At 66.4% G+C, this 26101-nt stretch carries 26 protein-coding genes; 19 read left to right on the top strand and 7 right to left on the bottom strand.

Annotation, left to right across the window (positions count from 1 at the left end; genetic code table 11):
- Positions 1-146: 146 nt before the first annotated feature.
- From ABZ293_RS06880 to ABZ293_RS06870, 3 genes are read left to right on the top strand one after another with little or no spacing between them, the layout of a single operon-like run.
- A complete protein-coding gene (locus ABZ293_RS06880) occupies positions 147-1391 on the top strand; it encodes a bifunctional 3,4-dihydroxy-2-butanone-4-phosphate synthase/GTP cyclohydrolase II (RefSeq protein WP_355178061.1) in 1245 nt (414 codons plus the stop codon).
- Between the two features lie 52 nt (positions 1392-1443).
- Positions 1444-1917 (top strand): 6,7-dimethyl-8-ribityllumazine synthase, encoded by a 474-nt coding sequence (gene ribH, locus ABZ293_RS06875; RefSeq protein ID WP_355178059.1) that lies wholly within the window; start codon positions 1444-1446, stop codon positions 1915-1917.
- Positions 1918-1920: 3 nt separating this feature from the next.
- On the top strand, positions 1921-2433 hold the full coding sequence (locus tag ABZ293_RS06870; protein ID WP_355178057.1) for a PH domain-containing protein: 513 nt from the start codon (positions 1921-1923) through the stop codon (positions 2431-2433).
- A gap of 164 nt (positions 2434-2597) precedes the next feature.
- On the opposite strand, the gene ABZ293_RS06865 is transcribed toward ABZ293_RS06870, so the two are convergent.
- Complete coding sequence (locus tag ABZ293_RS06865; RefSeq protein ID WP_355178055.1) at positions 2598-4550, bottom strand: gamma-glutamyltransferase family protein; 1953 nt, start codon at positions 4548-4550, stop codon at positions 2598-2600.
- Positions 4551-4698: 148 nt separating this feature from the next.
- Between ABZ293_RS06865 and ABZ293_RS06860 the strand changes: the two genes are divergently transcribed.
- Both ABZ293_RS06860 and ABZ293_RS06855 read left to right on the top strand, forming a co-directional pair.
- Entirely contained in the window at positions 4699-5400 is a 702-nt protein-coding gene (locus tag ABZ293_RS06860) for an HAD-IA family hydrolase (RefSeq protein WP_355178053.1), read from the top strand.
- A 151-nt stretch (positions 5401-5551) separates the two neighbouring features.
- Positions 5552-5953: a hypothetical protein gene (locus ABZ293_RS06855; RefSeq protein WP_355178051.1), complete on the top strand. Its 402-nt coding sequence runs from the start codon at positions 5552-5554 to the stop codon at positions 5951-5953.
- 10 nt (positions 5954-5963) lie between these two features.
- On the opposite strand, the gene ABZ293_RS06850 is transcribed toward ABZ293_RS06855, so the two are convergent.
- On the bottom strand, positions 5964-6974 hold the full coding sequence (locus tag ABZ293_RS06850; RefSeq protein WP_355178049.1) for a bile acid:sodium symporter family protein: 1011 nt from the start codon (positions 6972-6974) through the stop codon (positions 5964-5966).
- 74 nt (positions 6975-7048) lie between these two features.
- On the opposite strand from ABZ293_RS06850, the gene ABZ293_RS06845 reads away from it, so the two are divergent.
- From ABZ293_RS06845 to ABZ293_RS06805, 9 genes are all read left to right on the top strand, one after another.
- A complete protein-coding gene (locus tag ABZ293_RS06845; protein ID WP_355178518.1) occupies positions 7049-7903 on the top strand; it encodes a LysR family transcriptional regulator in 855 nt (284 codons plus the stop codon).
- A gap of 64 nt (positions 7904-7967) precedes the next feature.
- The gene (gene uvrC / locus ABZ293_RS06840) at positions 7968-9995 is read left to right on the top strand and encodes an excinuclease ABC subunit UvrC (RefSeq protein ID WP_355178047.1); all 2028 of its coding nucleotides are present in this window, start codon (positions 7968-7970) and stop codon (positions 9993-9995) included.
- Between the two features lie 83 nt (positions 9996-10078).
- On the top strand, positions 10079-11083 hold the full coding sequence (gene rapZ / locus ABZ293_RS06835; RefSeq protein ID WP_355178045.1) for an RNase adapter RapZ: 1005 nt from the start codon (positions 10079-10081) through the stop codon (positions 11081-11083).
- Entirely contained in the window at positions 11080-12126 is a 1047-nt protein-coding gene (yvcK, locus tag ABZ293_RS06830; RefSeq protein ID WP_354960198.1) for a uridine diphosphate-N-acetylglucosamine-binding protein YvcK, read from the top strand. The genes rapZ and yvcK overlap by 4 nt, the downstream gene beginning before the upstream one ends.
- The gene (gene whiA, locus ABZ293_RS06825) at positions 12117-13100 is read left to right on the top strand and encodes a DNA-binding protein WhiA (RefSeq protein ID WP_040692075.1); all 984 of its coding nucleotides are present in this window, start codon (positions 12117-12119) and stop codon (positions 13098-13100) included. The genes yvcK and whiA overlap by 10 nt, the downstream gene beginning before the upstream one ends.
- 320 nt (positions 13101-13420) lie before the next feature.
- Positions 13421-14440, top strand: coding sequence for a type I glyceraldehyde-3-phosphate dehydrogenase (gap, locus tag ABZ293_RS06820; protein ID WP_355178043.1), 1020 nt, complete (start codon positions 13421-13423; stop codon positions 14438-14440).
- A 5-nt stretch (positions 14441-14445) separates the two neighbouring features.
- Positions 14446-15660, top strand: coding sequence for a phosphoglycerate kinase (locus tag ABZ293_RS06815; RefSeq protein WP_355178041.1), 1215 nt, complete (start codon positions 14446-14448; stop codon positions 15658-15660).
- Between the two features lie 3 nt (positions 15661-15663).
- Positions 15664-16449 (top strand): triose-phosphate isomerase, encoded by a 786-nt coding sequence (gene tpiA / locus ABZ293_RS06810; RefSeq protein ID WP_355178039.1) that lies wholly within the window; start codon positions 15664-15666, stop codon positions 16447-16449.
- Between the two features lie 143 nt (positions 16450-16592).
- Positions 16593-16886 (top strand): hypothetical protein, encoded by a 294-nt coding sequence (locus tag ABZ293_RS06805; RefSeq protein ID WP_355178037.1) that lies wholly within the window; start codon positions 16593-16595, stop codon positions 16884-16886.
- Here the strand turns inward: ABZ293_RS06805 and ABZ293_RS06800 are convergent.
- Complete coding sequence (locus ABZ293_RS06800) at positions 16861-17388, bottom strand: hypothetical protein (protein ID WP_355178035.1); 528 nt, start codon at positions 17386-17388, stop codon at positions 16861-16863. The genes ABZ293_RS06805 and ABZ293_RS06800 overlap by 26 nt on opposite strands.
- Before the next feature lie 2 nt (positions 17389-17390).
- Complete coding sequence (locus ABZ293_RS06795) at positions 17391-18185, bottom strand: META domain-containing protein (protein WP_355178033.1); 795 nt, start codon at positions 18183-18185, stop codon at positions 17391-17393.
- A gap of 693 nt (positions 18186-18878) precedes the next feature.
- Here ABZ293_RS06795 and ABZ293_RS06790 point away from each other — a divergent pair.
- The 3 genes from ABZ293_RS06790 (at position 18879) to secG (ending at position 21463) form a co-directional block, all read left to right on the top strand.
- Positions 18879-19166 carry a hypothetical protein gene (locus ABZ293_RS06790; protein ID WP_355178031.1) on the top strand — a complete coding sequence of 96 codons (288 nt, stop codon included), beginning with the start codon at positions 18879-18881 and terminating at the stop codon, positions 19164-19166.
- A gap of 394 nt (positions 19167-19560) precedes the next feature.
- On the top strand, positions 19561-21171 hold the full coding sequence (locus tag ABZ293_RS06785) for an MFS transporter (protein ID WP_355178029.1): 1611 nt from the start codon (positions 19561-19563) through the stop codon (positions 21169-21171).
- Positions 21172-21229: 58 nt separating this feature from the next.
- The gene (secG, locus tag ABZ293_RS06780; protein WP_062991810.1) at positions 21230-21463 is read left to right on the top strand and encodes a preprotein translocase subunit SecG; all 234 of its coding nucleotides are present in this window, start codon (positions 21230-21232) and stop codon (positions 21461-21463) included.
- Here secG and ABZ293_RS06775 read toward each other — a convergent pair.
- Complete coding sequence (locus ABZ293_RS06775; protein ID WP_355178027.1) at positions 21450-22604, bottom strand: YbfB/YjiJ family MFS transporter; 1155 nt, start codon at positions 22602-22604, stop codon at positions 21450-21452. The genes secG and ABZ293_RS06775 overlap by 14 nt on opposite strands.
- A gap of 70 nt (positions 22605-22674) precedes the next feature.
- On the opposite strand from ABZ293_RS06775, the gene ABZ293_RS06770 reads away from it, so the two are divergent.
- Positions 22675-23508, top strand: a complete 834-nt coding sequence (locus ABZ293_RS06770; RefSeq protein WP_355178025.1) for a LysR family transcriptional regulator — start codon at positions 22675-22677, stop codon at positions 23506-23508.
- A gap of 6 nt (positions 23509-23514) precedes the next feature.
- Here ABZ293_RS06770 and ABZ293_RS06765 read toward each other — a convergent pair whose 3' ends face one another.
- The gene (locus tag ABZ293_RS06765) at positions 23515-24363 is read right to left on the bottom strand and encodes an SDR family NAD(P)-dependent oxidoreductase (RefSeq protein ID WP_355178023.1); all 849 of its coding nucleotides are present in this window, start codon (positions 24361-24363) and stop codon (positions 23515-23517) included.
- Positions 24364-24417: 54 nt separating this feature from the next.
- Here ABZ293_RS06765 and ABZ293_RS06760 point away from each other — a divergent pair, with 54 nt between their 5' ends.
- Positions 24418-25407: an alpha/beta hydrolase gene (locus tag ABZ293_RS06760; protein WP_355178021.1), complete on the top strand. Its 990-nt coding sequence runs from the start codon at positions 24418-24420 to the stop codon at positions 25405-25407.
- A 60-nt stretch (positions 25408-25467) separates the two neighbouring features.
- Here the strand turns inward: ABZ293_RS06760 and ABZ293_RS06755 are convergent, their stop codons facing one another.
- Positions 25468-25947 carry a hypothetical protein gene (locus ABZ293_RS06755; protein WP_355178019.1) on the bottom strand — a complete coding sequence of 160 codons (480 nt, stop codon included), beginning with the start codon at positions 25945-25947 and terminating at the stop codon, positions 25468-25470.
- Between the last annotated feature and the right edge of the window lie 154 nt (positions 25948-26101).

Below are 26101 nucleotides of genomic sequence, written 5' to 3'. Positions count from 1 at the left end.
GGGTAAACGCTGTGCTGGATCTGGCGTTCGCGCTCCGGCGACCACCACGGAGCGAGTCTTACGAGCGAACACGCAGCGCCGCAGGCGCTGCAGATCCAACACAGTAGTGTAGTGAGGCACCTATTTCGAGATGGAGCACAGCAGACGTGACCAGGTTCGACAGCATCGAGCGCGCAGTCGCCGATATCGCCGCCGGTAAGGCGGTTGTCGTCGTCGACGACGAGGACCGCGAGAACGAGGGCGACCTCATCTTCGCGGCGGAAAAGGCGACCCCCGAACTGGTCGCCTTCATGATTCGCTACACCTCCGGTTATATCTGCGTGCCGCTCACGGGTGATGACTGCGATCGCCTCGGCCTGCCGCCGATGTACGCGCAGAACCAGGACAAGCATGGCACCGCCTACACCGTTTCGGTCGATGCCAGGGAGGGCGTCACCACCGGTATTTCCGGCGCCGACCGCGCCACCACGATGCGACTGCTCGCCGATCCGAATGCCAAGGCCGACGATCTGACCCGTCCCGGTCACGTTGTGCCGTTGCGCGCCAAGGACGGTGGCGTGTTGCGCCGTCCCGGCCACACCGAGGCCGCGGTCGATCTGGCTCGGATGGCCGGACTGCACCCCGCGGGTGTCATCTGCGAGATCGTCAGCCAGAAGGATGAGGGCCATATGGCCCGCACCGAGGAGCTGCGTGTCTTCGCCGACGAGCACAATCTGGCCCTGATCTCCATCGCCGAGATGATCGCTTGGCGGCGCAAGCACGAGAAGCAGGTCATCCGGGTCGCCGAGGCCAGGATCCCCACGGCGCACGGCGAATTCAAGGCCGTGGGCTATCAGAGCATCTACGACGATGTCGAACACGTCGCCCTGGTGCGCGGTGATATCGAAGACGGCGACGATGTGCTGGTTCGGGTGCACTCGGAATGCCTCACCGGTGACGTCTTCGGCTCGCTGCGCTGCGACTGCGGTCCGCAGCTGGACGCCGCGCTGGAGATGGTGGCCCAGGAGGGGCGCGGCGTGGTGCTCTATATGCGCGGGCACGAGGGGCGCGGCATCGGGCTGATGCACAAGTTGCAGGCCTACCAGCTGCAGGATTCCGGCCACGACACCGTCGATGCGAATCTGGAGCTCGGCCTGCCCGCCGACGCTCGCGACTACGGCACCGGTGCGCAGATTCTGGTGGATCTGGGCATCCGGTCCATGCGCCTGCTCACCAATAATCCGGCCAAGCGGGTCGGACTCGACGGCTACGGGCTCAAGATCACCGAGCGGGTGCCGATGCCGTTGCGCGCCAACGCCGAGAACCTGCGGTACCTGCGCACCAAGCGGGACCGGATGGGCCACGATCTGATCGGGCTGGACGAGCTCGATCTGGGCGAGACGGCGCAGTGATTTCCTATCCCGAGTATTCGCACCCCGACACAGCCTGGAAAGGCGGTATTCGATGAGCGGCACCGGCGTACCCAGCTTCGAGCTGTCGGATGCCAAGGACCTCAAGCTCGGCATCGTCGCCTCGCGCTGGCACACCCAGATCTGCGACACCCTGGTCGCGAATGCGGAAAAGGTGGCCAAGGACGCGGGCGTCGAGCACATCACCGTGGTGCGGTGCGCGGGCGCGATGGAATTGCCGGTGGTGGCCCAGGAACTGGCCCGCTCCCATGACGCGGTGGTCGCGCTCGGCGTGGTGATCCGCGGTGGCACACCGCATTTCGAATACGTCTGTGACGCGGTGACCGCCGGTCTGACCCGGGTATCGCTGGATGCGGGCACGCCGGTCGCGAATGGTGTGCTCACCACCAATAACGAGCAGGAGGCGCGGGACCGAGCCGGATTGCCTGGTTCCGCCGAGAACAAGGGCGAACAGGCCGCCGCGGCAGCGCTCGACGCCGCGCTGACACTGCGCGCGCTGCGGCCGTAGGCCATGCCGGTCGTGCGAATTTGGCGTAGGCGCCCCGGCGACGGGGCGGGTTCGGCTGCCGCACCGGGACAAGGCGATTGGGAGCTCGAGGTGCGGCCCCGTCGCGCGGTTCGGACTGCATGGATCGTGGCGGTGCTGCTCGTGGCCGGGTTCACGGCAGGCGGCATCTGGTTGCGCCACGGTTCGACGGGCGTGAACTTCCGGTTCGCGGACCAACTTGCGATGATCGGCATCGGCGTACTCGGCGCCGCGGCAGTGCTGCTTTTGACCCGGCCGCGGGTGCGCGTCGGCAAACGCGGAGTCTCGGTGCGCAATATCCTGGGCGACACCGAATTTCCCTGGGAGTACATCCGCGGCGTCTCGTTCCCGGACCGAAAGTCCTGGGCCCGCCTCGAACTCATCGACGACGATTACGTCCCACTGATGGCGATCCGCTCCAACGACAAGGAACGTGCGGTCGAAGCGCTGGACAAGCTGCGGGAACTGGGCGCGAAATACACTGCCACACAGGAATGAGCAGCGGCTTCAGCGGTCCGGGAGTATTACCCTCGCACTGCATGGCATCCGAAGCCCGAGTCCGCGCCGAACGTTTCGGGTTCGAACGGCACAGTGACCTGGCGCTCGACGGTGGCCCACTGCGCTATCCGATGCTGCGGACCGGATAGCGCCACCGCAGTCGGTCAGTGGGTGTCGCCGAGGACGGCGCCTTCGCGCCTCGGGTCGGCGCCGCCGATCCAGCCGTCGGACCCGTCGCGCTGCAATGCGCTGAGGCCGCTGGATTGGGGAGCGACCGAGACCTGATGGCCGAGTTCACGAAGGCGTAGCACGAGTGGGTCGTGATCGCCGTTATCGGTGGCGTTGATGGCGGGATGTTCGCCGCCGACGCCGGTCACCGGACCGTTTCCGGCGCCGAAGGCGACTCCGGAGACCGCCTGCTGCGGGTCGAGGCCCCAGTCCAGCACGCCGATCAGGGCTTTCACGACGAACTGGATGATCACCGAACCGCCGGGGGATCCGACGACCTGGGTCAGATCGCCACGGGAGCCGTCGGCATTGTGATCGAAGACCAGGGTCGGGCTCATCGAGCTGCGCGGCCGCTTACCCGGCTGCACCCGGTTGGCGACCGGGGCGCCATCGGTGCCGAGCGGGTCGGCGGAGAAGTCGGTGAGCTGGTTGTTCAGCACGAATCCGTCGACGAGATGGAATGATCCGAAGGCCGATTCGACCGTGGTGGTCATCGAGGCGGCATTGCCGTACTTGTCGACGATCGAAATATGGCTGGTGCCGTGCTCGGGTGGCTGCGGGCCGACACCGAGCGGAACCGGACCGAAATCGCCGGGTTGGGCGGTGCCCATGCTGTGATTGGGATCGATGCGGCCGGCACGCTGCTTCAGGTAGTCCTGATTGAGCAGGGTCTGCGGCGAATTACCCGGCAGCGGAATGAAATCCGTATCGGCGACGTACTTGTTGCGGTCGGCGTAAGCCAGCCGCTCCGCCTCGGAGATGAGATGCACCGCATCGGCCTTCGGCTTGCCGCCGTTGCGATCGATATTGTCCGGGCGCAGTGCGGCGAGGTCGTAGTTCTCCAGGATGCCGAGGGTGGCGGCAACAGTAATGCCGCCCGAGGACGGACTCGGCATACCGCAGATCTCGTGCGTGCGATAGCTGGTGCACAGCGCGGTCCGCTTCTTGGCCTGGTATCCGGCGAGGTCGTCGACGGTCATCAGGCTGGGAGTGCGCCCGCCCGCGGCGGAGTCGGCCGCGTCGACGATGTCATGGGCGATCGCGCCGGTGTAGAAGGCGTTCGCGCCGTCGCTGGCGATGGCGTTGAGGGTCTTGGACATTGCCGGATTGGCCAGGACCGTGTCGGCCCGCTTCGGTGTGCCGTCGGGGTTGAGGAAGTAAGCCTTCGCGGCCTCGTCAGCGGCTAGATCCTTGGCCGATTCGGCGATCTGGCCCGCCAGGCGCGGACTGATCGGGAAGCCCTGATCGGCGAGGCCGATGGCCGGGCTGAACAGATCCCGCCAGGTGGTCTTTCCATGGTCGCGATGCGCCATTTCCAGCATGCGCAGGACGCCGGGCACGCCGATCGAGCGTCCGCTCGCCCGCGCATTCGGCTTCGGCTCGGTGCGATCGGTATCGCTGACCCAGCGCAGGTAGTTCTCGGTGGCGGCAGCGGGTGCGACCTCCCGGCCGTCGTAGGCCTCCACGCTCTTGCTCGCCGCATCGTAATAGAGCAGGAACGCGCCGCCGCCGATGCCGGAGGCCTGCGGTTCCACCAACCCGAGCACCGTCTGCGCCGAGATGAGCGCATCCGCGGCCGTACCGCCATTGCTCAGCACCTCGCAGGCGGCCTTGGTGGCCAGCGGATTGGCCGTCGAGACCGCGTAGGTCTTGGTGCGCACCGCCGTCATCCCTGACCGGTAACCGGTCGCGATCTCGGGATTGGTACTCAGATCCTTGGTCGCACCAGGCGTCGCACCCGCCGAAGTCGCGGCCACCGGGGTGCCGTTCGGCGTTGCCGCACACGCCGCGTTCGCCGGTTTGTCCTCGGACGAACATCCGCTGACAACGCCGACGATGAGCGTGAGCGCCGCCGCGGCGCTGACCCAGGTTCCTCGCGTGCGACTCATGGACGGCACTGTATCGCCGATCGCCGACCCTCGCGGGAATTCCGGCGCTGTCGGCTCCCACCAGTGGTAAGCCGGATGCACAGGCGTCGAAAATGCCTCGCGGACAAGTATTCTCCGCAGGGGTGTTCGCTCGAGCGAAGTCCCGCCGATGATCACGGCCGGTACGCTGGATCGAGTGGCGATCGAGGCGGTGCTGTTCGACTTCTCCGGCACGCTGTTCCGGCTGGAGCCCGATGAGACCTGGGCCGGCATGGTCGGACTCGACGGCGAGCCCCTGGACCAAGTCACCATCCTCGAACGGATTACCAGGCCGGGCGGTGATGGCGCACGGTTCGACGCCGCGGGCCGGATCGCGTGGGAGCGGCGGGATCTGGATCCAGCGATGCATCGCAAGGCCTACTTCGAGGTGCTGCGGCAAGCCGGGGTGCCGACGCCTGCGCTGATCGAGCGCTTCTATGACCGGCTGCTGGACCCGCTGTCCTGGACGCCGTATCCCGACACCGGTGCCGTTCTCAAAACTTTGGCGGCACAAGATATTCCGGTCGCCGTGGTGAGCAATATCGCCTTCGATATCCGGCCGGCGTTCGCCGCCAACGGCTGGGATCGACTCGTCGCGGCGCATACGCTGTCGTTCGAGGTCGGCGCGGTGAAACCGGATCCACGAATCTTCCTGGCCGCGCTGGATCAGCTCGGCGTGCGCCCGGAGTCGGCGCTCATGGTCGGTGACAGCGCCGAAGCCGATGGTGGTGCCGTGGCCGCGGGCTGCGCTTTTGCGCTGGTAGATCCCGTGCCGACGGCGGATCGTGCCGAAGGGCTGCTCGATGTGCTGCGGCAGTTCGAACTAACCTAGCAGTTGCTCTGTGACCTGTGACACACTCTCTGTGTCCTGAATGTCGATGTCCCCGCGCTGAATTAGCTTGCTGTGAGGCCCAACACATCGCGGGTGTGCAGGCTCGACGGGAGTGGCCATGGATGCTGAGGCGTATTTCGAATCTTCGACCGTGCCAACCGCGCGACCGATCGTGCTGCCCGAAGCGGTTCGGGAGGCCAGGGAGGCGGCGTCGGGACTCGCGGGCTTCGGCCTCGCCTATTCGGTCGTCATGGGCCTGATCGGCACGGACGAGGCGGCCGGATCCGCAGCCCTGCAATTCGGTTGCAGCTGGCTGCTCGCCCTCACCGTGTGCTGGTTCGGTCGTGGGCCGCTGGCGCGTCGGGTCGCGATCGGGCTGGCAGTGCTACAGGCCGTCGCGGTGCTGCGGGTGCATGTCGAGGCGGTCCCGGATCTGGCGGGGGTGGTCGTTGTACTCTTCACGCTGGGTGCGTCGGTGACGATCGTCCATCAGCTGTGGCAGCCGGAAGCCAAGGCCTGGTTCGACATTCGGGTCACCGCCGCCGAGCGCTGAACATATCGAATCAGACCGGCTGTGCGGATGGCTCGACTGTCGCGACATCGGAGGATGCATTGTCGGATCGAGCGTAGCGCTGCGCGAGAACCGTGCAGGTCAATAGCTGGATCTGGTGGAAGACCATGAGCGGCAACACGATCAGGCCGACGGGATGTCCTGCGAACAGGACCGAGGCCATGGGCAGGCCGGTGGCCAGGCTCTTCTTCGAACCGCAGAACACGATGACGATCTGGTCGGGACGGGAGAAGCCGAGGAAGCGGCCGGCGAAAGTGGTCATCGTCAGAACGGCGGTGAGGATGCCAGCGCACACCGCGACAGTCGCCAGCAGTGCCCGCGGCGAAATGCCGCTCCAGATATGTTCGACCATCCCCGCGCTGAAGGCGGCATAGACGACGAGATACACCGAACCGCGATCGACCGTCCTGGTCAGCGCGGCATGTCGCAGCAGCCCTACCATCCTGGACCGCAGCAGCTGACCGGCTAGGAACGGCAGCAGCAGCTGCACCACGATCGCGAGAATTGCGGCGAGGGAGACGGTGGCATTGCCGGTGGTGTCCATCAGCAGCATCACCAGCAGCGGCGTCGCGAAGATACCGATCAGATTCGACAGTGACGCGCTGACCACCGCACCGGCTACATTGCCGCGGGCAATCGAGGTGAAGGCGATCGATGATTGCACGGTCGAGGGCACCAGGCAGAGGAACAGCACGCCGGTGTAGAGGTCATCGGTCAGTACCGACGGCGCCAGGAGTCGCAGTGCCAGACCGATCAGCGGGAAGATCAGGTAGGTCGCGGCCAGCACCGCCGAATGCAGACGCCAATGCTGCAACCCGGCCAGCGCCTCGCGGGGTGCGAGCCGAGCGCCGTAGAGGAAGAAGAGCAGGCCGATCGCGATCTTGGTGATCCAGTCGAGCGCATCGGCCGCGGCGCCGCGCGCAGGCAATAGTGCCGCCACTGCCACGCTGACCAGAATGCCGAGCATGAACGCGTCGATACGTAGTTTGGCGAAGAACCTCACCTGTCGACGGTATGGCGCTGGTGACTGATCGCGATAGGCGTTGGGTTCGATATCTGTAAACGCAATCGGTGATAATTAGCGGTGTGTTCGAACCTGAGTTGCTGCGGACCTTTCTTGCCGTCGAACGCGCGGGTGGTTTCACCGCGGCCGGTCGCATCCTCGGCGTGCGTCAGTCCACCGTCAGCGGTCATATCGCCCGCTTGGAGAAGGCGGCCGGGCGCGAACTGCTCCGCCGCGACACCCGCAACCTCGCGCTGACCGCCGACGGCGCGGCCATGGTCGGCTTCGCCCGCACCATCCTCGACGCCCAGGGCCAGGCCGAGCGTTACTTCTCCGACTCGACCCTGACCGGCCTGATCCGCCTCGGCGCCTCCGATGACGTAATGGCCCGTGAGCTGCCCGACGTACTGTTCGAATTCCAGCGCACCCATCCCGGCATCGATCTGGAGCTCACTGTCGGCTTGAGCGAAAACCTCAAAACCCGGATGGAGACCGGCGAACTCGACCTCGTCGTCGGTAAGCGGCTGCCGGGTGAACGCCACGGCGAACTGCTCTGGCGCGACCGCCTGGTCTGGGCGGGCCGTTCGGCCGCAATCGAATTCGATGATCCGGTACCGCTGGTCACCTATCCGCCGCCCAGCCTCACCCGCCGCGTCGCGCTGCAGGCCCTCGAACGCGACGCCCGCACCTGGCGGGTGACCTGCACCAGCGATAGCCAACTCGGCCTGCGCGCCGCCGTCCTGGCCGGTCTCGGCGTCATCGTGCACGCCGAAACGCTGCTCCCGGACGGCCTCGTCGTCCTGCCCGCGCACCGTCTGCCGGAGCTCGGCGAACTCGAATTCGTGCTGATGCGCCGTCACACCCGCCCATCACCACCGCAGCTGGCGCTATGCGACGCCATCATCGCCAGTGCGCGCCGCTTCTCCTGAGCCGAGCCACCGCGACCGGCGCACCCGTGCGGACGTGTCGGGGGCGGTCGATAGGCTTGGATTCGTGGCAGATCCCGCGACCTACCGGCCGAAGCCGGGCACGATCCCCGTTGAACCCGGTGTCTACAAATTCCGGGACGCACACGGGCGTGTGATCTATGTCGGCAAGGCGAAGAGCCTGCGGAGCAGGCTGAATTCGTACTTCGCCGATGTGGCTTCGCTGCATCCGCGGACCAGGCAGATGGTCACGACGGCGGCGAGTGTCGAGTGGACCGTGGTCTCCACCGAGGTGGAAGCCCTTCAGTTGGAATACAACTGGATCAAGGAGTTCGATCCGCGATTCAATGTGCGCTATCGCGACGACAAGTCGTATCCGGTGCTCGCGGTCACCTTGAACGAGGAGTACCCGCGCCTGTTCGTCTATCGCGGCGCGCGCAAGAAAGGGGTGCGCTACTTCGGGCCCTACGCGCACGCCTGGGCCATTCGGGAGACCCTTGATCTGCTGTTGCGGGTATTCCCCGCGCGCACCTGTTCCAATGGAGTCTTCAAGCGGCACAACCAGATCGGCCGTCCGTGCCTGCTCGGCTATATCGACAAATGCTCGGCCCCGTGCATCGGGCGGGTCGACGCCGATGAGCATCGGCGGATCGTCGAGGACTTCTGCGACTTCCTGGCCGGGCGTACCGATCGCATGGTGCGCGACCTGGAGCGGCGGATGCACGATGCCGCCGAGGAGTTGGATTTCGAGACCGCCGCCCGCCTGCGCGACGATGTCCAGGCGCTGCGGCGGGCACTGGAGAAGCAGGCCGTGGTGCTCGGGACCGGCACCGACGCCGATGTGATCGCCTTCGCCATCGACGAGTTGGAGGTGGCGGTGCAGGTCTTCCATGTCCGCGACGGCCGGGTACGCGGCCAGCGCGGCTGGGTGGTCGACAAATCCGGCGATGCCATCGATGGCCATGCGGCCGGTGGCGAGGTCGCCGCGCTGGTCGAGCAGTTCCTCACCCAGTTCTACGGCGAGCAGGTGGCACAGGCCGAACAGGGCGGGGACGAGCAACCGGCCACGGTGGTGCCGCGCGAGGTGCTGGTACCGGAACTGCCTGCCGACGCCGAACAGGTTCAGGAGTGGCTGAGCAAACTGCGCGGGTCGGCGGTGCGGCTGCGAGTACCGCAGCGCGGTGACAAGAAGGCACTCGCCGAAACCGTGCAGCGCAACGCGATGGAGGCGCTGGCCCAGCACAAGCTCAAGCGGGCTGGCGATCTGACATCGAGATCTGCTGCGCTGCAAGACATTCAAGATGCCCTCGATCTGGACAGTGCACCGCTACGAATCGAATGTGTGGATATCAGCCACGTGCAGGGCACCGATGTAGTGGCCTCGCTGGTGGTGTTCGAGGACGGCCTGCCGCGCAAGTCCGAGTATCGCCACTACACCATCAAGGAGGCCGCGGGCGACGGCCGCTCCGACGATGTCGGCAGCATCGCGGAGGTGACCAGGCGACGGTTCTATCGGCTACGTCGTGAACGGGACGAGCTGGCGGCCGAGGAGCCGATATCCGGTGCGGAAGGCGGACCCGCCGATGAATCCGGCGACGACCTCGAACTCACCTCGCGGCCCGGTATCGACCCACGCACCGGCCGGCCGCGGAAATTCGCCTACCCGCCCAATCTCTATGTGGTCGACGGCGGCGCACCCCAGGTCGCGGCCGCCGCGGAGGTCCTCGACGAACTCGGCATCACCGATGTCGCGGTGATCGGCCTGGCCAAACGACTCGAGGAGGTGTGGGTGCCGGGGGAGAGCGATCCGGTGATCATGCCTCGCAATAGTGAGGCGCTATATCTATTGCAACGGGTGCGCGACGAGGCGCATCGCTTCGCCATCACCTTCCACCGCAGCAAACGCTCCCGAAGGATGACCGCGTCCGCACTGGACTCGGTGCGCGGTCTCGGCGAGTCCCGCCGGACCGCGCTGGTCACCCACTTCGGGTCGGTGGCCAAACTGAAGGAGGCCACGGTCGAGCAGATCACCGAGGTGCCCGGCATCGGTGTGGCCACCGCGAAGGCCGTTTTGGCCGCGTTGCGGGAGGAATAAGACACCTACGTTGTGTGTCTGCGCCCGATACCGGAACCGGTGCGGGATGATCGACAGGCACCCTGACACAGATCCGGTAGGACATGACACGCGTCGAATCGAACAACAGTGCGGGCAGCCCGCGGTCGACCGCTGGGCGGACCGGCCCCGCGGGCTCCCTCGGCGCACCTGTCGAACATGGCGACGACAATCCGCCCCAGCCGCAGGTCGAAGTGGTGATCGTGACCGGCCTATCCGGCGCGGGCCGCGGTACCGCGGCCCGCGTACTCGAGGATCTCGGCTGGTATGTCACCGATAACCTGCCGCCGGAGCTGATCGGGCGGATGGTCGAGCTGGGCGCCTCCGCCGATCCGCCGATCCGCCGGCTCGCCTTGGTCATGGATGTGCGAAGTCGCTTCTTCACCGGCGACCTCTCGGCCGTCACCGAGCAGCTGCGATCCTCGGGGGTGCCAACCAGGATCCTGTTCCTGGAAGCCTCCGATGACGTGCTGATCCGGCGTTTCGGCTTCGCCCGCCGCCGTCATCCGCTGCAGAGCGAGAGCGCCGACGGTACGCTCTCGGCGGGCATCGCCGCCGAACGGATTCGCCTTTCCGCCGTGAAAACGGCGGCCGACCTGGTCATCGACACCACCGAGCTGTCGATCCACCAGCTGCACCGCAAGTTGGAGGAGGCCTATGGCGGCGGGGCGCCGACTGCGCTGCAGCTGACGGTGCAGTCGTTCGGATTCAAGTACGGGGTTCCGCTCGATGCGGACATGGTGTTGGATGTGCGTTTTCTACCCAATCCGCATTGGATACCGGAACTCCGTGAGCATTCGGGACAGGAGACCGTGGTCAGCGAGTATGTATTGTCGCGTCCCGGCGCGGCCGATTATCTGAGCACTTGCCACCACCTGGTCGACCTGACGACGAATGGTTACCGCCAAGAGGGGAAGCGATACATGACGGTGGCAGTGGGCTGCACCGGAGGCAAACACCGCAGCGTGGCGATAGCCGAAGCGCTCGGCGAACTCATCGGATCACAGACCGCCGAATCCGGACCCGCCGATGTCGTGCGGGTCGTGCATCGGGATCTGGGGCGCGAATGACGGGGTGGGAATCGGATCCCGCCATTGTTGCGCTCGGTGGCGGGCATGGCCTGTACGCGACGCTCACCGCGGTGCGCCGGCTCACCAGGAAGATATGCGCCGTGGTCACCGTCGCCGACGACGGCGGTTCGTCGGGCAGGCTACGGTCCGAACTGGGTGTGCCGCCGCCCGGTGATCTGCGCATGGCCTTGGCGGCGCTGGCCGCGGACGGCGACGATGTCTGGACGCGCACTGTGCAGCATCGATTCGGCGGCACCGGTGCGCTGGCCGGACATTCGGTCGGCAATCTGATCCTCGCGGGTCTGACCGAGGTGCTCGGCGATCCGGTCGCCGCGCTCGACGAGGTCGCCAAGCTGTTGCGAATCACCGGTCGCGTGCTACCCATGTCGCCCATCGCGCTGGATATCGAGGCGGATGTCTCTGGGCTGGAAGCGGATCCGCGGGTGAGCCGCTGCATTCGCGGCCAGGTTGCCATCGCGACCACACCGGGTAAGGTGCGGCGCGTGCGGCTGATTCCGTCCGATCCGCCCGCCAGTCCGGAGGCAACCTCGGCCATCGAACACGCCGATGTCGTTGTGCTCGGCCCGGGTTCCTGGTTCACCAGCGTGATTCCGCATGTGCTCGTGCCCGAATTGCGTGACGCGCTGGTCTATACCAGGGCGCGCAAAGTGCTGGTGCTGAATCTCGCCGCTGAGCCCGGAGAAACAGCGGGTTTCTCCGCAGAGCGCCATCTACATGTATTGTCCCAGCACGCACCGGAATTCGTGGTCGACGAGGTACTGGTCGATTCCGGGTCCGTGCCGGAGGGTCGCGAAAGAGAACATGTGGCCAGGGCTGCCGAACAATTGCGGGCACGAGTAACCTTTTCCGATGTCGCCGAAGCGGGCACCGACCGGCATCACCCCGGAAAGCTTGCCGCCGCACTGGATCAGCTGATCCGGCAACCTCGGCCACATATGGCAGGGCTTCGAGTCGAGGGACGGCACATGGGTCAGGATGTGCGTTCCGGGTTGGGTGGAAAGGAGCGCGTCTCGTGGCGATGACAGCCGAAGTGAAGGACGAGCTGAGCAGGCTCACGGTCTCGCAGGTGAGTTCTCGCAAAGCGGAACTGTCTGCGCTGCTGCGGTTTGCGGGCGGCCTGCACATCGTCGGCGGGCGGGTGATCGTCGAGGCCGAGGTGGATATGGGCTCCATCGCTCGCAGACTGCGCCGGGAGATCTTCGAGTTATACGGCTACGGTTCCGATGTGCACGTGCTCGGCGCGGGCGGCCTGCGCAAGACCTCGCGCTATGTGGTGCGGGTGTCCAAGGAGGGTGAGGCGCTGGCCAGACAGACCGGGCTGCTCGATGTGCGCGGTCGTCCGGTGCGCGGACTGCCGGCGCAGGTGGTCGGCGGCAGCATCGGCGATGCCGAAGCGGCTTGGCGCGGAGCGTTTCTCGCGCACGGCTCGCTCACCGAACCGGGGCGCTCATCGGCACTCGAGGTCAGCTGCCCCGGTCCGGAGGCGGCGCTCGCGCTCGTCGGTGCGGCTCGGCGGCTCGGCATTACGGCCAAGGCGCGTGAGGTGCGCGGCACCGATCGGGTCGTGGTGCGCGATGGCGAGGCGATCGGCGCACTGCTGACCCGCATGGGTGCGCAGGACACCCGGATCGTCTGGGAGGAGCGCAGGCTGCGCCGCGAGGTGCGGGCCACGGCGAATCGCCTCGCCAATTTCGACGATGCGAATCTGCGCCGTTCGGCCCGCGCCGCGGTCGCTGCGGCGGCGAGAGTCGAACGCGCACTGGAGATCCTGGGCGACGAGGTGCCCGACCATTTGGCCGCGGCGGGCAAGCTGCGGGTGCAGCACCGCCAGGCGTCGCTGGAGGAGCTGGGCCAGCTCGCCGATCCGCCGATGACGAAAGACGCTGTGGCGGGCCGGATTCGGCGGTTGCTGTCGATGGCGGACCGCCGGGCCAAGGAGTTGGGGGTACCCGATACCGAATCGGCCGTCACCGCCGAACTGCTCGACGAAGCGTAAGCCGAATCGCCGCCCCCCGGGGCGGCGATTCGCTTTTTCGGAGGTCGGGCTGTCCACCCGGCTGAACATTTCCGAAGTTCGGCGCGGTGGTGCGTGTCGGGACCCGCTACGGCGTATGTGGCCGGGGTGCGGACCGGATTCCATGGTGTGCCGAAACAAGAGCACGGACCGCGGATTTGTCCGCCGAAACCATAAGCGCGGCTGTCTGCGCAGGTCCCGCGTCCTGCGGAATGCCAGGTGCGTGTCGGAGAGGTTACGGTCGGGCACTACTGTGGTTGTGGCATCGGAATGAATCCGCTTGAAAGCTGAGGAGCGATAACGTGACTGTCCGGGTAGGCATCAACGGCTTCGGTCGTATCGGACGTAACTTCTTCCGGGCGGTGGAGGCGCAGAAGGCGCTCGGCACCACCGACATCGAGATCGTCGCGGTCAACGACCTCACCGACAACGCGACGCTGGCCACTCTGCTCAAGTACGACTCGATCCTGGGCCGCTTGCCGCAGGAGGTATCCCTGGACGGCGACGACACCATCGTGGTCGGCGACCAGCGGATCAAGGCGCTGGCCATCAAGGAGGGCCCGTCCGCCCTGCCGTGGGGTGACCTCGGCGTCGACGTGGTCGTCGAATCCACCGGCATCTTCACCGACGCGACCAAGGCGAAGGGCCACATCGCCGCGGGCGCCAAGAAGGTCATCATCTCCGCGCCCGCCAAGGGTGAGGACCTGACCGTCGTCATGGGCGTCAACGACGATAAGTACGACGGCAGCCAGAACATCATCTCCAACGCGTCCTGCACCACCAACTGCCTCGGTCCGCTGGCGAAGGTGCTCAACGACAGCTTCGGCATCGAGCGTGGTCTGATGACGACCATCCACGCATACACCCAGGACCAGAACCTGCAGGACGGTCCGCACAGCGACCTGCGCCGCGCCCGCGCCGCCGCGCTGAACATCGTGCCCACCGGCACCGGCGCCGCGAAGGCCATCGGCCTGGTGCTCCCGGAGCTCAACGGCAAGCTCGACGGCTACGCGCTGCGCGTGCCGGTCCCGACGGGCTCGGTCACCGACCTGACGGTGACCCTGAGCAAGTCGGCCTCGATCGACGACATCAACGCTGCCTACTCCGCCGCCGCCGAAGGTGCGCTGAAGGGCATCCTGAAGTACAACGTGGACCCGATCGTCTCCAGCGACATCGTCACCGACCCGCACTCGTGCATCTACGACGCGCCGCTGATCAAGACCATCGATGACCAGGTGAAGGTCGTCGGCTGGTACGACAACGAGTGGGGCTACTCCAACCGCCTTGCCGACCTCATCGGCCTCGTCGGCAAGTCGCTCTGACGCGCATGGCAGTCAAGACACTCCAGGATCTGCTGAACGAGGGTGTCGAGGGTCGGGGCGTGCTGGTGCGCTCCGACCTGAACGTTCCCCTCGACGAGGGCGGCCAGATCACCGACCCGGGTCGCATCATCGCCTCGGTGCCCACGTTGCGGGCGCTGGTCGAGGCCGGTGCCAAGGTGGTCGTCACGGCGCATCTGGGCCGCCCCAAGGGTGAGCCGGACCCGAAGTTCTCCCTCGCCCCGGTCGCGGCGAAGCTGGCCGAGCTGCTGGACCGCAATGTCCAGCTGGCCGGTGACGTCGTTGGCTACGACGCGCTCTCGCGCTCGGAGGGCCTCACCGACGGCGACGTGCTGCTGCTCGAGAATGTGCGTTTCGACGCGCGCGAGACCAGCACCGACGATGCGGAGCGGGCCAAGCTGGCCGCGGCGCTGGTCGAGCTGGTCGGTGATGACGGTGCGTTCGTCTCCGACGGCTTCGGTGTCGTGCACCGCAAGCAGGCCTCGGTGTACGACGTGGCCAAGCTGCTGCCGCATTATGGGGGCACGTTGGTCGCGGCCGAGGTCGACGTGCTGGCGAAGCTGACCGAGAACCCGCAGCGCCCGTACGCGGTCGTACTCGGTGGTTCCAAGGTCTCCGACAAGCTGGCCGTCATCGAGGCACTGGCCCCCAAGGTCGACACCCTGGTGATCGGCGGCGGCATGTGCTTCACCTTCCTTGCCGCACAGGGCCTGCCGGTGGGCAGCTCGCTGCTCCAGGAGGAGATGATCGAGACCTGCAAGGGGCTGCTGGAGCGCTACGCGGACGTCATCCACCTGCCGCGCGATATCGTCGTCGCGAATAAGTTCGCGGCCGATGCGGACTCGAAGGTGGTGCCGGCCAACGAGATTCCGGACGGCTGGCTGGGGCTGGACATCGGTCCGGAGTCGGTGGACCGGTTCGCGGCACTGCTCACCGAGGCCAAGACGGTGTTCTGGAACGGCCCGATGGGTGTATTCGAGTTCGAGAACTTCGCTGCGGGCACCCGTGGCGTCGCCGAGGCGATCGTGACCGCGACCGGTAAGGGTGCGTTCACCGTTGTCGGCGGCGGCGATTCGGCCGCGGCCGTGCGCGCGCTCGGGCTGCCCGAGGACGGCTTCTCGCACATCTCGACCGGTGGCGGTGCCTCCCTGGAATACCTCGAGGGCAAGGAACTGCCCGGTATCGCGGTATTGGAGGACTGAACCATGGCACGCAAACCGCTCATCGCGGGCAACTGGAAGATGAACCTCAATCACCTCGAGGCCATCGCCCTGGTGCAGAAGATCGCATTCGCGCTGCCGGAGAAGTACTTCGCGAAGGTCGATGTCGCGGTCATCCCGCCGTTCACCGATATCCGCAGCGTGCAGACCCTCGTCGAGGGTGACAAGCTGCTGGTCACCTACGGTGCGCAGGATGTGTCGACCCATGACGAGGGCGCCTACACCGGTGAGATCAGCGGTGCCATGCTGGCCAAACTGGGTTGCACCTTTGCGGTCGTCGGTCATTCGGAGCGGCGCCAGTACCACTCTGAGGACGACCCCACCGTGCTGGCCAAGGCCAAACAGGCGCTGAAGTACGGGATCACCCCGATCGTGTGCATCGGCGAGGGGCTCAATGTCCGCGAGGCGAAGACGCACGTGGAATACAACCTCGAGCAGTTGCGCGGTTCGCTCAAAGGTCTGACGGCCGAAGAGATTTCGAAGATCGTCATCGCCTACGAGCCGGTCTGGGCCATCGGCACCGGTAAGGTCGCCACCCCGGCCGATGCGCAGGAGGTCTGCGGCGCGATTCGCGCGGAGCTCGCCCAATTGGCCTCGCCGGAGGTCGCGGCGGGTGTGCGGGTGCTCTACGGCGGTTCGGTGAATGCCAAGAACGTCGGCGAGTTGGTCGCGCAGACCGATATCGATGGTGCGCTGGTCGGCGGTGCGTCGCTCAAGGGCGAGGAATTCGCGACGCTGTCCGCTATTGCCGCGGGTGGTCCGCTGCCCTGACGGGCGAACACTCGAATCAGCCCGGCACCACGCCCGATCGCGTGGTGCCGGGCTGATTTGCATTCGGTCGTCGGTCGGCACTTCCTGCTCGGGGCGAGCCGTGCCAGCACCGGGTACCGACAACCGCTACGAAGGTGGACGGCATGACGCCGATGATGATGACCTATAAGCGCGCCAAGGCCAGCGGCGGTGCTGCCGATATCGTGATGATGGGGGAGTTCACGGGTCTGGGTGTGCTGGGTCCGCAGTTCGTCGGAAAGACGATTCCGATGCGGTCGGTGATCGAGCTGGAGTCAGCCGATCGGGCGACCACGGCGATCTACTTCGCGCCGCCCGGGAGACCGAGCGGATCGGGTGATCCTGATGCGGAAGTAGACGACGTCATTGCTTGCCGGGCACCGGCATTCGGGATCAGGCGGTGTGGTTGCGCACCGTGAAACCGGTGGCGGTGAGTGCCAGTTCGAACGGTTCGTCGCGCGGGTCCATCGTTACTTCGGCGGTCTGCACGTCGGGGTAGTACACATGTAGTCGGTACAGGGTGCCGCGGAGCAGGTGAGCCAGGTCGGCGGGCTGCTCGGTGGCGTGCACGACGTACAGCCTGGCCGTGGTATCGGAGATGCCGACCGAGCATTCGGCCAGGAGCGCGCCATCGGGGTCGATATAGCCCAAAGAGAATGTGGTGTGCAGGAATTCGTCTCGTTCGGCGAGTACTTCCAGGATAGCGTCCGCATCCCAGCGGCCGGTTTCGTCACGGCGGATGAGTCCGGCGGCGCTATAGAGCTCGGCGTAGCGGATGAGCGTTACCGATGACGGTGGCGCAGGCAGCTTCTCGATATGGGCCGACGGGAGGTCCGGCCACGGGCCGAGTTCGACCTGCCAGGTGCGGCCGACCGGACGGCGGAAACCCGGTGTGCGGGAATTGTTTCGGTGCTCGGCCACGGTTATGCCGCGCGCAGTGTCAGGCCGAAGCCATTGGTATTGCGCAGGATCAGGATGTCCGCGTCGATCGTGGCCGTTGTCTTGCCGTCGAGGGCCTTCAGTACGGCCTGCTCGACCTCCATGATCTCCGGGGCGCACATTGTCTTGGTGGTGCCGATCTGGAAGGTGACATCCGGCCCATCGGCGGCGGGCGACGGCGTGGCGTGTCCGGTGATGCGGTTGCATCCGGCGCTGCCGGACACCGCGCCGTCGGGTGCGATGGTGAGTGTCGGTTTCACCTCGTCCAGGGTCTGTGACCGGATCTGGGCGTCGGGCGTCATCAGCGCGCTGACGATCCAGGTGGTGCCGATGAGCGGCTGATCGGGCTGCGCGACCTTCTTGTCCAGCAAGGTGACGGTGGTGTCCTTCCCGGTCAGCGTCAGTGTCGACTCATCGAGTCGCCATTTCGGCAGCGAGGTCAGTACGTTGTCCTGCCAGCTATCGGCTTGGCCGTTCTCATCCGGACAGGCCATGAGGGTGCTGGCGAGGGCGCCGACGTGCAGAATGCCCTCGGCCAGGTCGACGGTGCCGGTGGCGGTATTGCAGCCCGAATTGGCCGTGATCTTGCCATCGGCGAAGGTGAGCGTCATCGGTCCGCCGCCCGGTATCTGCTGACCTTCGACTCCGATCGAGACGAAGGTGTGGCCCATCGGCGTGGCCGCTGGTTTGTGTTCACCCCTGTTGTCGTTCGAGCAACCGGCCAGCAGACCCGCCGCGATGGCCAGGAAGATTCCGACGCGCACCGTTGTAGCCGACATGTAGCCGATGGTACGGCGGCTGCCTGTGGAAACTGGTTAACCCGAGACCCACCGGACCTGTTCGAACCGGTTAACCCCGTGTGGCGCTCGCGAGCGCGGGCTGACAGATCCGCGGGCCGACCCGGACGAAGTCGGGCTCGGCCGGACCGGCCGGATGGTCGGCCATGACCCGCAACACCGCGCAGCAAACAGCAAGAGCCTTGCCGCCACCGTGGCGAAACTTGTCGAGGCGACAAGGGCTATCACGGGCCACGGTGCAGGAAATCTCCGGTCGCGCAGGGCTTTCCGTCGGCGCGATCCGGCAGTTCGACAGCAGACTGGATCTGATCGTCCGGACCGCCGAGGAGGGCTTCTCCTGCCAACTAGCGGGGTTTCCGCCTACTCATGGAACATCTTGGCGCCCAGGAAGATTCACTCGATATCGCACTTTGCTTCCTGTGCGATGTCCAATCCTCCACCCGCACCCAGGCTCTGCGCGAGATCGGCCTCGAGTTGCACGCCCGCATCGAATCAGCTGTCGCGGGTTGTCGGCGGTTTCCAACCGTTGGGTGACCGGAATCGAGGCCACCTTGGTGGGATCGAACCACTTCAGGGGTGCATTGCCGTGCACCCTGGGTGTCCTTTCGGCGCAGTCCGGCGTCGATGAGGCTGGACAGCGTCACCACGACAGCGGGACCGCCCCGCCACACGAACATGAAGGAGGACACTCACATGACCACCAACCAGCGCTCGACCCGCCGCACCCACCGGTTCGCTCGCGCCCTGGCGATCGCCGCGGCACCCGCCCTGCTGGGCGTGGGCTTGGTGACCGCCGGCGTGGCCCAGGCCGCTCAGGACCCCACCCTGCCGACCTGCTCCTGGCCCAACCTGGTGTGCGGCCCGCAGACCAATCTGACCCCCGGCGGCCAGACCAACCTCACCCCGGGCGGCCAGAACAACCTAACCCCCGGCGGCCAGACCAACCTCACTCCCGGCCGCTGATCACGGTGCCGGTGATGCGGCCCGCCGCACTGGCAGGGCCGCATCAAAATCGGCACCGCCCCGACCTCGCCCCATCCTGCCGACCCTGATCGAAGACATGCTCCGCGTCTACGCTGAATTCCTACGCGCCAAGGCTTAGCGATATCGACGCCACCGTGGCCCCGCAGGCCCCGAAGCCAGTGCCAACGCGTCGATGATGCGAATCACACCGTGTGGCATGCGGCACATTGTCAGCGGCCGTCCGTCTCCGGCTACCGCTGGCAGTCATGCTCAATTCACCCTGCCCGACGTGCTTTTCGATCTTGATGATCGAATCGGTCGCGGGCCTGCTCAGCAGTGTGCGGGCGGGACGGATGGGTTCAGCGATGGTGAGCTGCGATGAGTCGCCGCTATTATGCTCGGCCGCGTGACCACCGCTGATGCCACTGCTCCGCTATCTACCTGGGCGCCGTTGCGGTCGCGGATCTATCGGGCGTTGTGGACGGCGCAGTTGGTGTCGAATCTCGGGACCTGGATGCAGACGGTTGGGGCGCAGTGGATTCTGGTCGATGCGCCGAATGCCGCGACGTTGGTGGCATTTGTGCAGACGGCGACGACTTTGCCGGTGATGCTGCTGTCGATTCCCTCGGGGGTGCTCGCAGATCTGCTGGATCGGCGCAGGTTGTTGCTCGGGGCGCAGTCGGCGATGGCGGTGCTGGCCGCGGTGCTCGCGGTGTCCACGGCGACCGGGCATACCACTCCCGGTGTGCTGTTGACCTTGCTGTTCCTGCTCGGCTGTGGGCAGGCGCTCACCGCTCCGGCGTGGCAGGCGATTCAACCGGAACTCGTTGCGCGCGAGCAGATTCCGTCCGCAGCGGCGCTGGGCAGTTTGAATATCAATATCGGACGTGCGGTCGGACCCGCGATCGCGGGTGTGCTGGTCTCGCTGTCAGGGCCGACCCTGGTATTCGCGCTGAATGCGGTGTCGTTCGTCGGCATCGTCACGGTACTGCTCAGCTGGCGCAGGCCGACGAAGGAACGGAAGCTGCCCAGTGAGCGGCCGCTGGCGGCATTGCAGGCAGGCACCCGGTTCATTCGGGCCGCGCCCGCGATCCGCCGGGTGCTGCTGCGTTCGATTCTGTTTATCGCTCCGGCGAGCGCGGTGTGGGCGCTGCTTCCGGTGATCGCCCGCGATGAACTCGGGCTTTCCTCATCGGGCTACGGTCTGCTGCTCGGTGCGCTCGGACTCGGCGCGGTGACGGGTGCCCTCGGTTTGGCGCGGGTCCGTGCACTGCTGACACCCACCCAGCGGTTGACCGCGGCCGCGATCCTGTTCGGCACGGCCTCGGTGGGTGCCGCGGTGCTGCGCAGCGTGCCGGTGGTGCTGGTGCTGCTGGTCGGAGCCGGATTCGCGTGGCTGCTCGCGATGTCGACGATGAATTCGACCATGCAGCTGCTGCTGCCCGCGTGGGTGCGGGCGCGGGGGCTGTCGGTCTACATGTTGGTGTTCATGGGCGGCCAAGCGCTCGGCTCGCTGATGTGGGGTCTGGTCGCGGGCGCGGTGGGACCGGTGGCCGCGCTGCTCGCCGCCGCGGTGCTGTTGGCCGGATCCGCGGTGAGCTCGGTCTGGCTGCCGATTCGGCACAACGCGGAGGAACTGGACCTGAGCCCGACCGCCTTCTGGCCCGAACCGCAGCTCGTCGTCGAACCGGATCCCGAGGACGGTCCGGTACTGGTGCTGCGCACCTACGACGTGCCGCCGCAAAAGGTCGAGGAATACCTGGCCGCCATGGTGTTCGTCGGACGGTCCATGCAGCGCACCGGTGCGATGGAATGGCGGTTGTATCGCGATGTCGGCGTGGTCGACCGCTATGTGGAGGCCTTCGTGGTGCGCTCCTGGTCCGAGCATATGCACCAGCATCAGGTGCGGCTCACCGCCCAAGATCAACTGCGGGAACGCGCCGTCGCGGAATTCATGATCGGCCAGGACACCACCACGCACCTCGTCGCGGTGGACACCTCGTAGGTCGTCTCCACCCGGGGTGATTATGCAGGTACGGATGCACACCCATAGACTGTCCGGCATGCGGATGTTCCTGGATATCCTCCTGATCATCACCAGCGTGCTGCTGGTGCTGCTGGTGCTGCTGCACCGCGCCAAGGGTGGAGGTCTGTCCAGCTTGTTTGGTGGCGGCGTGCAGTCCAGCCTGTCGGGTTCGACCGTCGTCGAGAAGAACCTCGACCGCATCACCATCTTCACCGGCCTGATCTGGCTCATCGCCATCCTCGGTATCGGCCTGGAGATCAAGTTCGCTTGAGTTGCCGCGCGATATCGTTTCGCGCCAACCGCGAGCACACGATGACGGCCGCAACCGTCGCCGCGACCAGCACGGCGGTCGCGATCCCGAACGCCAGCGCATAACCGTCGCCGATTACCGGCGCGACCACCAGGGGACCCAGCATCTGCCCCGCGCCGTAGCCCGCGGTGAGCGTGGCCGCGGCCCGGTGGCCGGTCAGTTCGGTGCCGAGCCGGATCGCCACCATCGTGATACCCATGAACGTGCCACCGAACAGCGCCGCCGCGATAATCGCGGGCCAGGTGGTCGTCGATCCAGCGAGCAGTGCCGCCGCCGCGCACTGCGCGAGTAGTGCGAGGACGAATGCGGCCGCCGGGGACCAGCGGCGCGCGACCAAGCCCCAGAGCACTGCCGGTGCGGCGGCCACCCCGACGATCACCCATATTGCCGAGCCCAGGGCCGCACTGTGTGTGCCGACTGCGGCCACTAGGAATGTGCCGATCACGATATAGCCGACGCCCTCGAGGGAATAGGCGATGAGCAGCGCCCGCCAGGCCGTGCTCGAGCGATCGGTGCCGACCACCTCGGCGGTGCGAATGCGGTGGATATCGAGTCGGAATGCGGGGAGCAGCAGTACGGCGGTCAGTCCGGCGGCGCCGAGCCACAGGCCCTGCCACGACAGCACCGGCCGCGTCGCCAGCACCAGCAATCCGGTGAGAGCGATTCCGAAACCGACCCCACCGAAGGCGATGCCCGCCCCATGCCCGCCGAGCCGCGCGATCGCACCCGCACAGCCGACGAATATCACCGCGCTGGCCACGCCCGCGATCAGCCGCAGCAGCGCGGGAATCAGGGTGGGACCTGGCAGCACGACCAACGCCTCACTGACCACCAGTGCTCCGGCCGCGACGCGAAAAGAGCTGCGGCTGTTGAGTTTCGGTCGCCGCGCGAGCAGTACCGCGCCCGCGAGATAGCCCGCGTAGTTGGCGGCGGCAATGAGCGCGCCGTCATGGGCATTGATACGGTGCGCATCCACCATCGCGGGCAGCAGCGGCGTGTAGGCGAAGCGGCCGACACCGACGGCAGCGGCGAGGCCCGCACCGGCGGCAAGCGCTGGTCCGAGGGTGCGGCGCGGGGTGTCGAGCAGAGCTGATCCGGTCACAACCTCCGACGGTATGGTCCGGTGGCAAGGCTGTGAAATGCTTTCTGTGCACGATGTATACGCTCGACGCATGGATATCGAGCTGCGGCACCTGCGGGCGTACCTCGCACTCTGTGAGGAAACGAACTACACCCGCGCCGCCGCCCGGATGCACCTCAGCCAGCCTGCGCTGACCCGAACCATCCAGCAATTGGAGCGCCTCGTCGAATGCCGGTTGATCGAACGGACCTCCCGGCGCTTCGAGCTGACGGAAGAAGGACAGGAGCTGCTCGAGCACAGCAGGCGAATCATCGGTGATATCGACTCCGTCCAGGCGGATCTGCGCAGGCGCGCCACGATCGAGGTCGGGTTCTCCTGGCTGCTGCCCGATGCCTGGTTCGCTGCGACCCGCACCCGATACGAGGCCCTCGGGGGCCGTATTTCGCTGCGGCGGGTGGAGGATCCGATGGCAGCACTGGACGACCGGTCGATCGATATCGCCATCCACCGCAACGATATCTGGCTGCCACATCACCTCGAATCCCGCGAAATCGGTTCCGAGCAGCGGGTATTGGCGGTTTCGGTGCACTCGCCGCTGGCGCATGCCGGCGAGGTGCGCTGGGCCGAACTTGCGCACTATCCGTTGGTGGCCAATACCGTCTCCGGCACCACCAACGCCGAATCCTGGGATCCGCCCGATCCGAACCGGACCGTCATCACCTGCACGAATTTCGACGAGTGGATCGAACTCGTCGCGGCCGAACGCGGTATCGGGATCGTGCCCGTGCTGGCGCGCACCCGTGCACCGCATCCAGGTGTGGTCTATGTCGACATTGTGGATGCCCCGCGCTCGCATATCTATCTGACCTGGCGGGTGAAGCCGACGCCATTGCGCTCGGTGCAGCGCTTCCTCAGCGTCGCGTGAGCGGTGTCAGTCGCTGCGCGGGATCCGCCCGTCGACGTCGGTGAAACCGTAGTCGTCGGCGAGATCCGCTATGCGCCAAGCCGATCCGGAGCGATCACGGCGATCCGGGTCGGCAGCAAGTGCTACCACGGCGCGGCCGGGAAAGCGCGGGGATTCGGCGGCGTCGAGGTCGTAGGTGCCCTCGCCGGGGAGGGTGACGACGCGACGGCCGTCCGCATTGCGCGGAACCAGTTGCAGCAGTTCGGTATCGACGATGCCGGGCCATAGCGATACCACCGTGACGTTGGTGTCGGCGAGATCATCGGCCATATCCGAGGTGAGGCGGTCCAATGCGGCTTTCGCGACGCCGTACACCGCGTTGTGCATATAGCGCTCCGCGCCCGGGGACGAGATGTTGGCGATAAGTCCTGCCGATTCGATCAGCAGAGGAGCCGCGAAAAAGCTTGCCACGTAATGCGATCGGACGCCGACATCGAAGGTTTCGTCCCAGGCCTCCGGCGGCACCTCCCAGAACGGTTTGCCGAGCCAGCGTGCGGCGGCGGGGGAGTTGTAGACATTGTTCACCAGCACATCCAGTCGGCCGTGCTCGGTGCGGATGCGCTCGAACAGGCGCTCGACCGCATCGTCGTCGCGGTGATCGCAGACGACCGGAATGCCCGTGCCGCCGAGCGCGTCGATCTCCGCGGCCGTCGCGTGCACGGTCCCCGGCAGGCGTCCGGGGGTGGCCGAGCGCCCGGTGACGTACACCGTCGCGCCCGCTGCGCCCAATTCCAGCGCGATGCCCTTGCCGATGCCGCGGCTCGCGCCGGTCACCACCGCGACCTTGTCGCGGAGAACCTGAGGTATTCCGTCCACGATCCTGGGACACTACCGTGAAACAAGAACACGTTCTAGGTTTTGGAGGTCGTTGTGGACTTGATTCATCGGTTCGTGACGGGTGGCGGCATCCGCATGCACGTCGCCGAACAGGGCGAGGGGCATCCGGTGATCTTCTGTCACGGCTTCCCGCATACCTGGTTCATGTGGCATCGCCAGCTCGAGGCCGTCGCCGCTGCGGGTTACCGGGCCATCGCACCCGATTTGCGCGGGTATGGGCGCACGGCGGTGCCCGCCGATATCGAGGACTACACCAACCGGGCCGTGATCGGCGATCTGCTCGGCCTGCTCGATGACATCGGAGCCGAACAGGCGGTTTTCGTCGGCCTCGACTTCGGGGCGGCCCTGGTGTGGGAGCTGGCACTGCGCGCACCGGAACGGGTCAGCGGCGTCATCGTGCTCAATAATCCGTACGCCCCGCGCCCGCCCCGCGCGCCATCGCAGCTGTGGGCCAAGGCCGCCGAACGCCACTTCCTGCACCTCGACTATTTCCAGCGGCCCGGTGTCGCCGATGCCGAACTCGGCGGCCGCACCAGGGAATTCCTGGCGCGCGTCTACTTTTCCCTCAGCGCTGACTATCACTACCTCGACACCTGGCGCTTCCCCGCCGAAGGGACCGGCTACCTCGACGTCCTCCCCGAAGCGCCGCTGCTGCCGTGGCGCTGGCTCTCGATCGACGAATTCGACACTCTGGCACAGGATTTCGAACACACGGGCTTTACCGGCGGCCTCAACTGGTACCGCGCCCTCGATCGGAACTGGGATCTGACCGCCGAATTCGCCGACGCCCGGGTCACCGTCCCCACCTATTTCCTCTACGGCGACCGGGATCCGGATATGGAGGGCTTCAGCGGCCGAGATCCGCTTGCCACCCTGCGCGCCAATGTCACCGATCTGCGCGCCGTCACCAAGATCGCGGACGCGGGACATCTCGTTCAACTGGAACGCACCGATGAGGTGAATACGCTGATCCTCGACCACCTGCGCGATCTGGTTCCGAACTCCGCGGACGTCGTCGCGTAGCCGTTACCAGTACCGACGGGCGTAACTCCGCCCGTCCGAAACTCGAGCGCAGCCGCCGGGTCAGCGGTATTCGTTGGTGAGTTCGGGGTAGTCGGCCCAGGACGGCAGGGGGCGACGCTCGAGGTAGGCGGTGAGGCGGTCCAGGAGGTATTGCCAGCGGGGGCCGACCGAACACGCGTCGGTCGGGCTGACGTGGCGGCGGATCAGTTCGACGTTGGTAATGACGCCGACCTGGGTCATATGCAGTTCGAGAATGCCGCCGTCGATGTGGATGACCAGATCGTGCGGTGCGCGGCAGTCGTCGACGCGGATCGCGATGGGACCGGGGACCGGACCGTCGGTCGGTTCGATGGTCAGATTGCCGTTGCCGCCGGATACCGCGCCGAACCAGCGGTGGAGTTGACGGCGTTCGGTGCAGGCGGACCATACGTCGAGCACGGGCATCCGGAAGGATCGGAGAAAGTGTAGGAGCACGAGCTCTGGGGCGATCGCCCGATCATGTTCGGGTCGTACCTCGCCGAGCATGGACATCATGGTCATAGCCGTGCCCTTCCGCTGCTGGTCACCGTGCGTTCTACTGTATTTCCCCATTGGCGCCGCCGAATCCGATTCACCGGAAGTGGGGCTTGCGCGTGTCGGATCCCTCGGTGTCCGATTTGTCGGGTCGACGGAAATAGTTGGCCTTGGCCGTCCC

This window comes from Nocardia sp. NPDC005998 (assembly GCF_040614395.1).
In the GTDB taxonomy this organism is placed as follows: Bacteria; Actinomycetota; Actinomycetes; order Mycobacteriales; family Mycobacteriaceae; genus Nocardia.
This window is presented reverse-complemented; position numbering and strand designations above follow the sequence as displayed.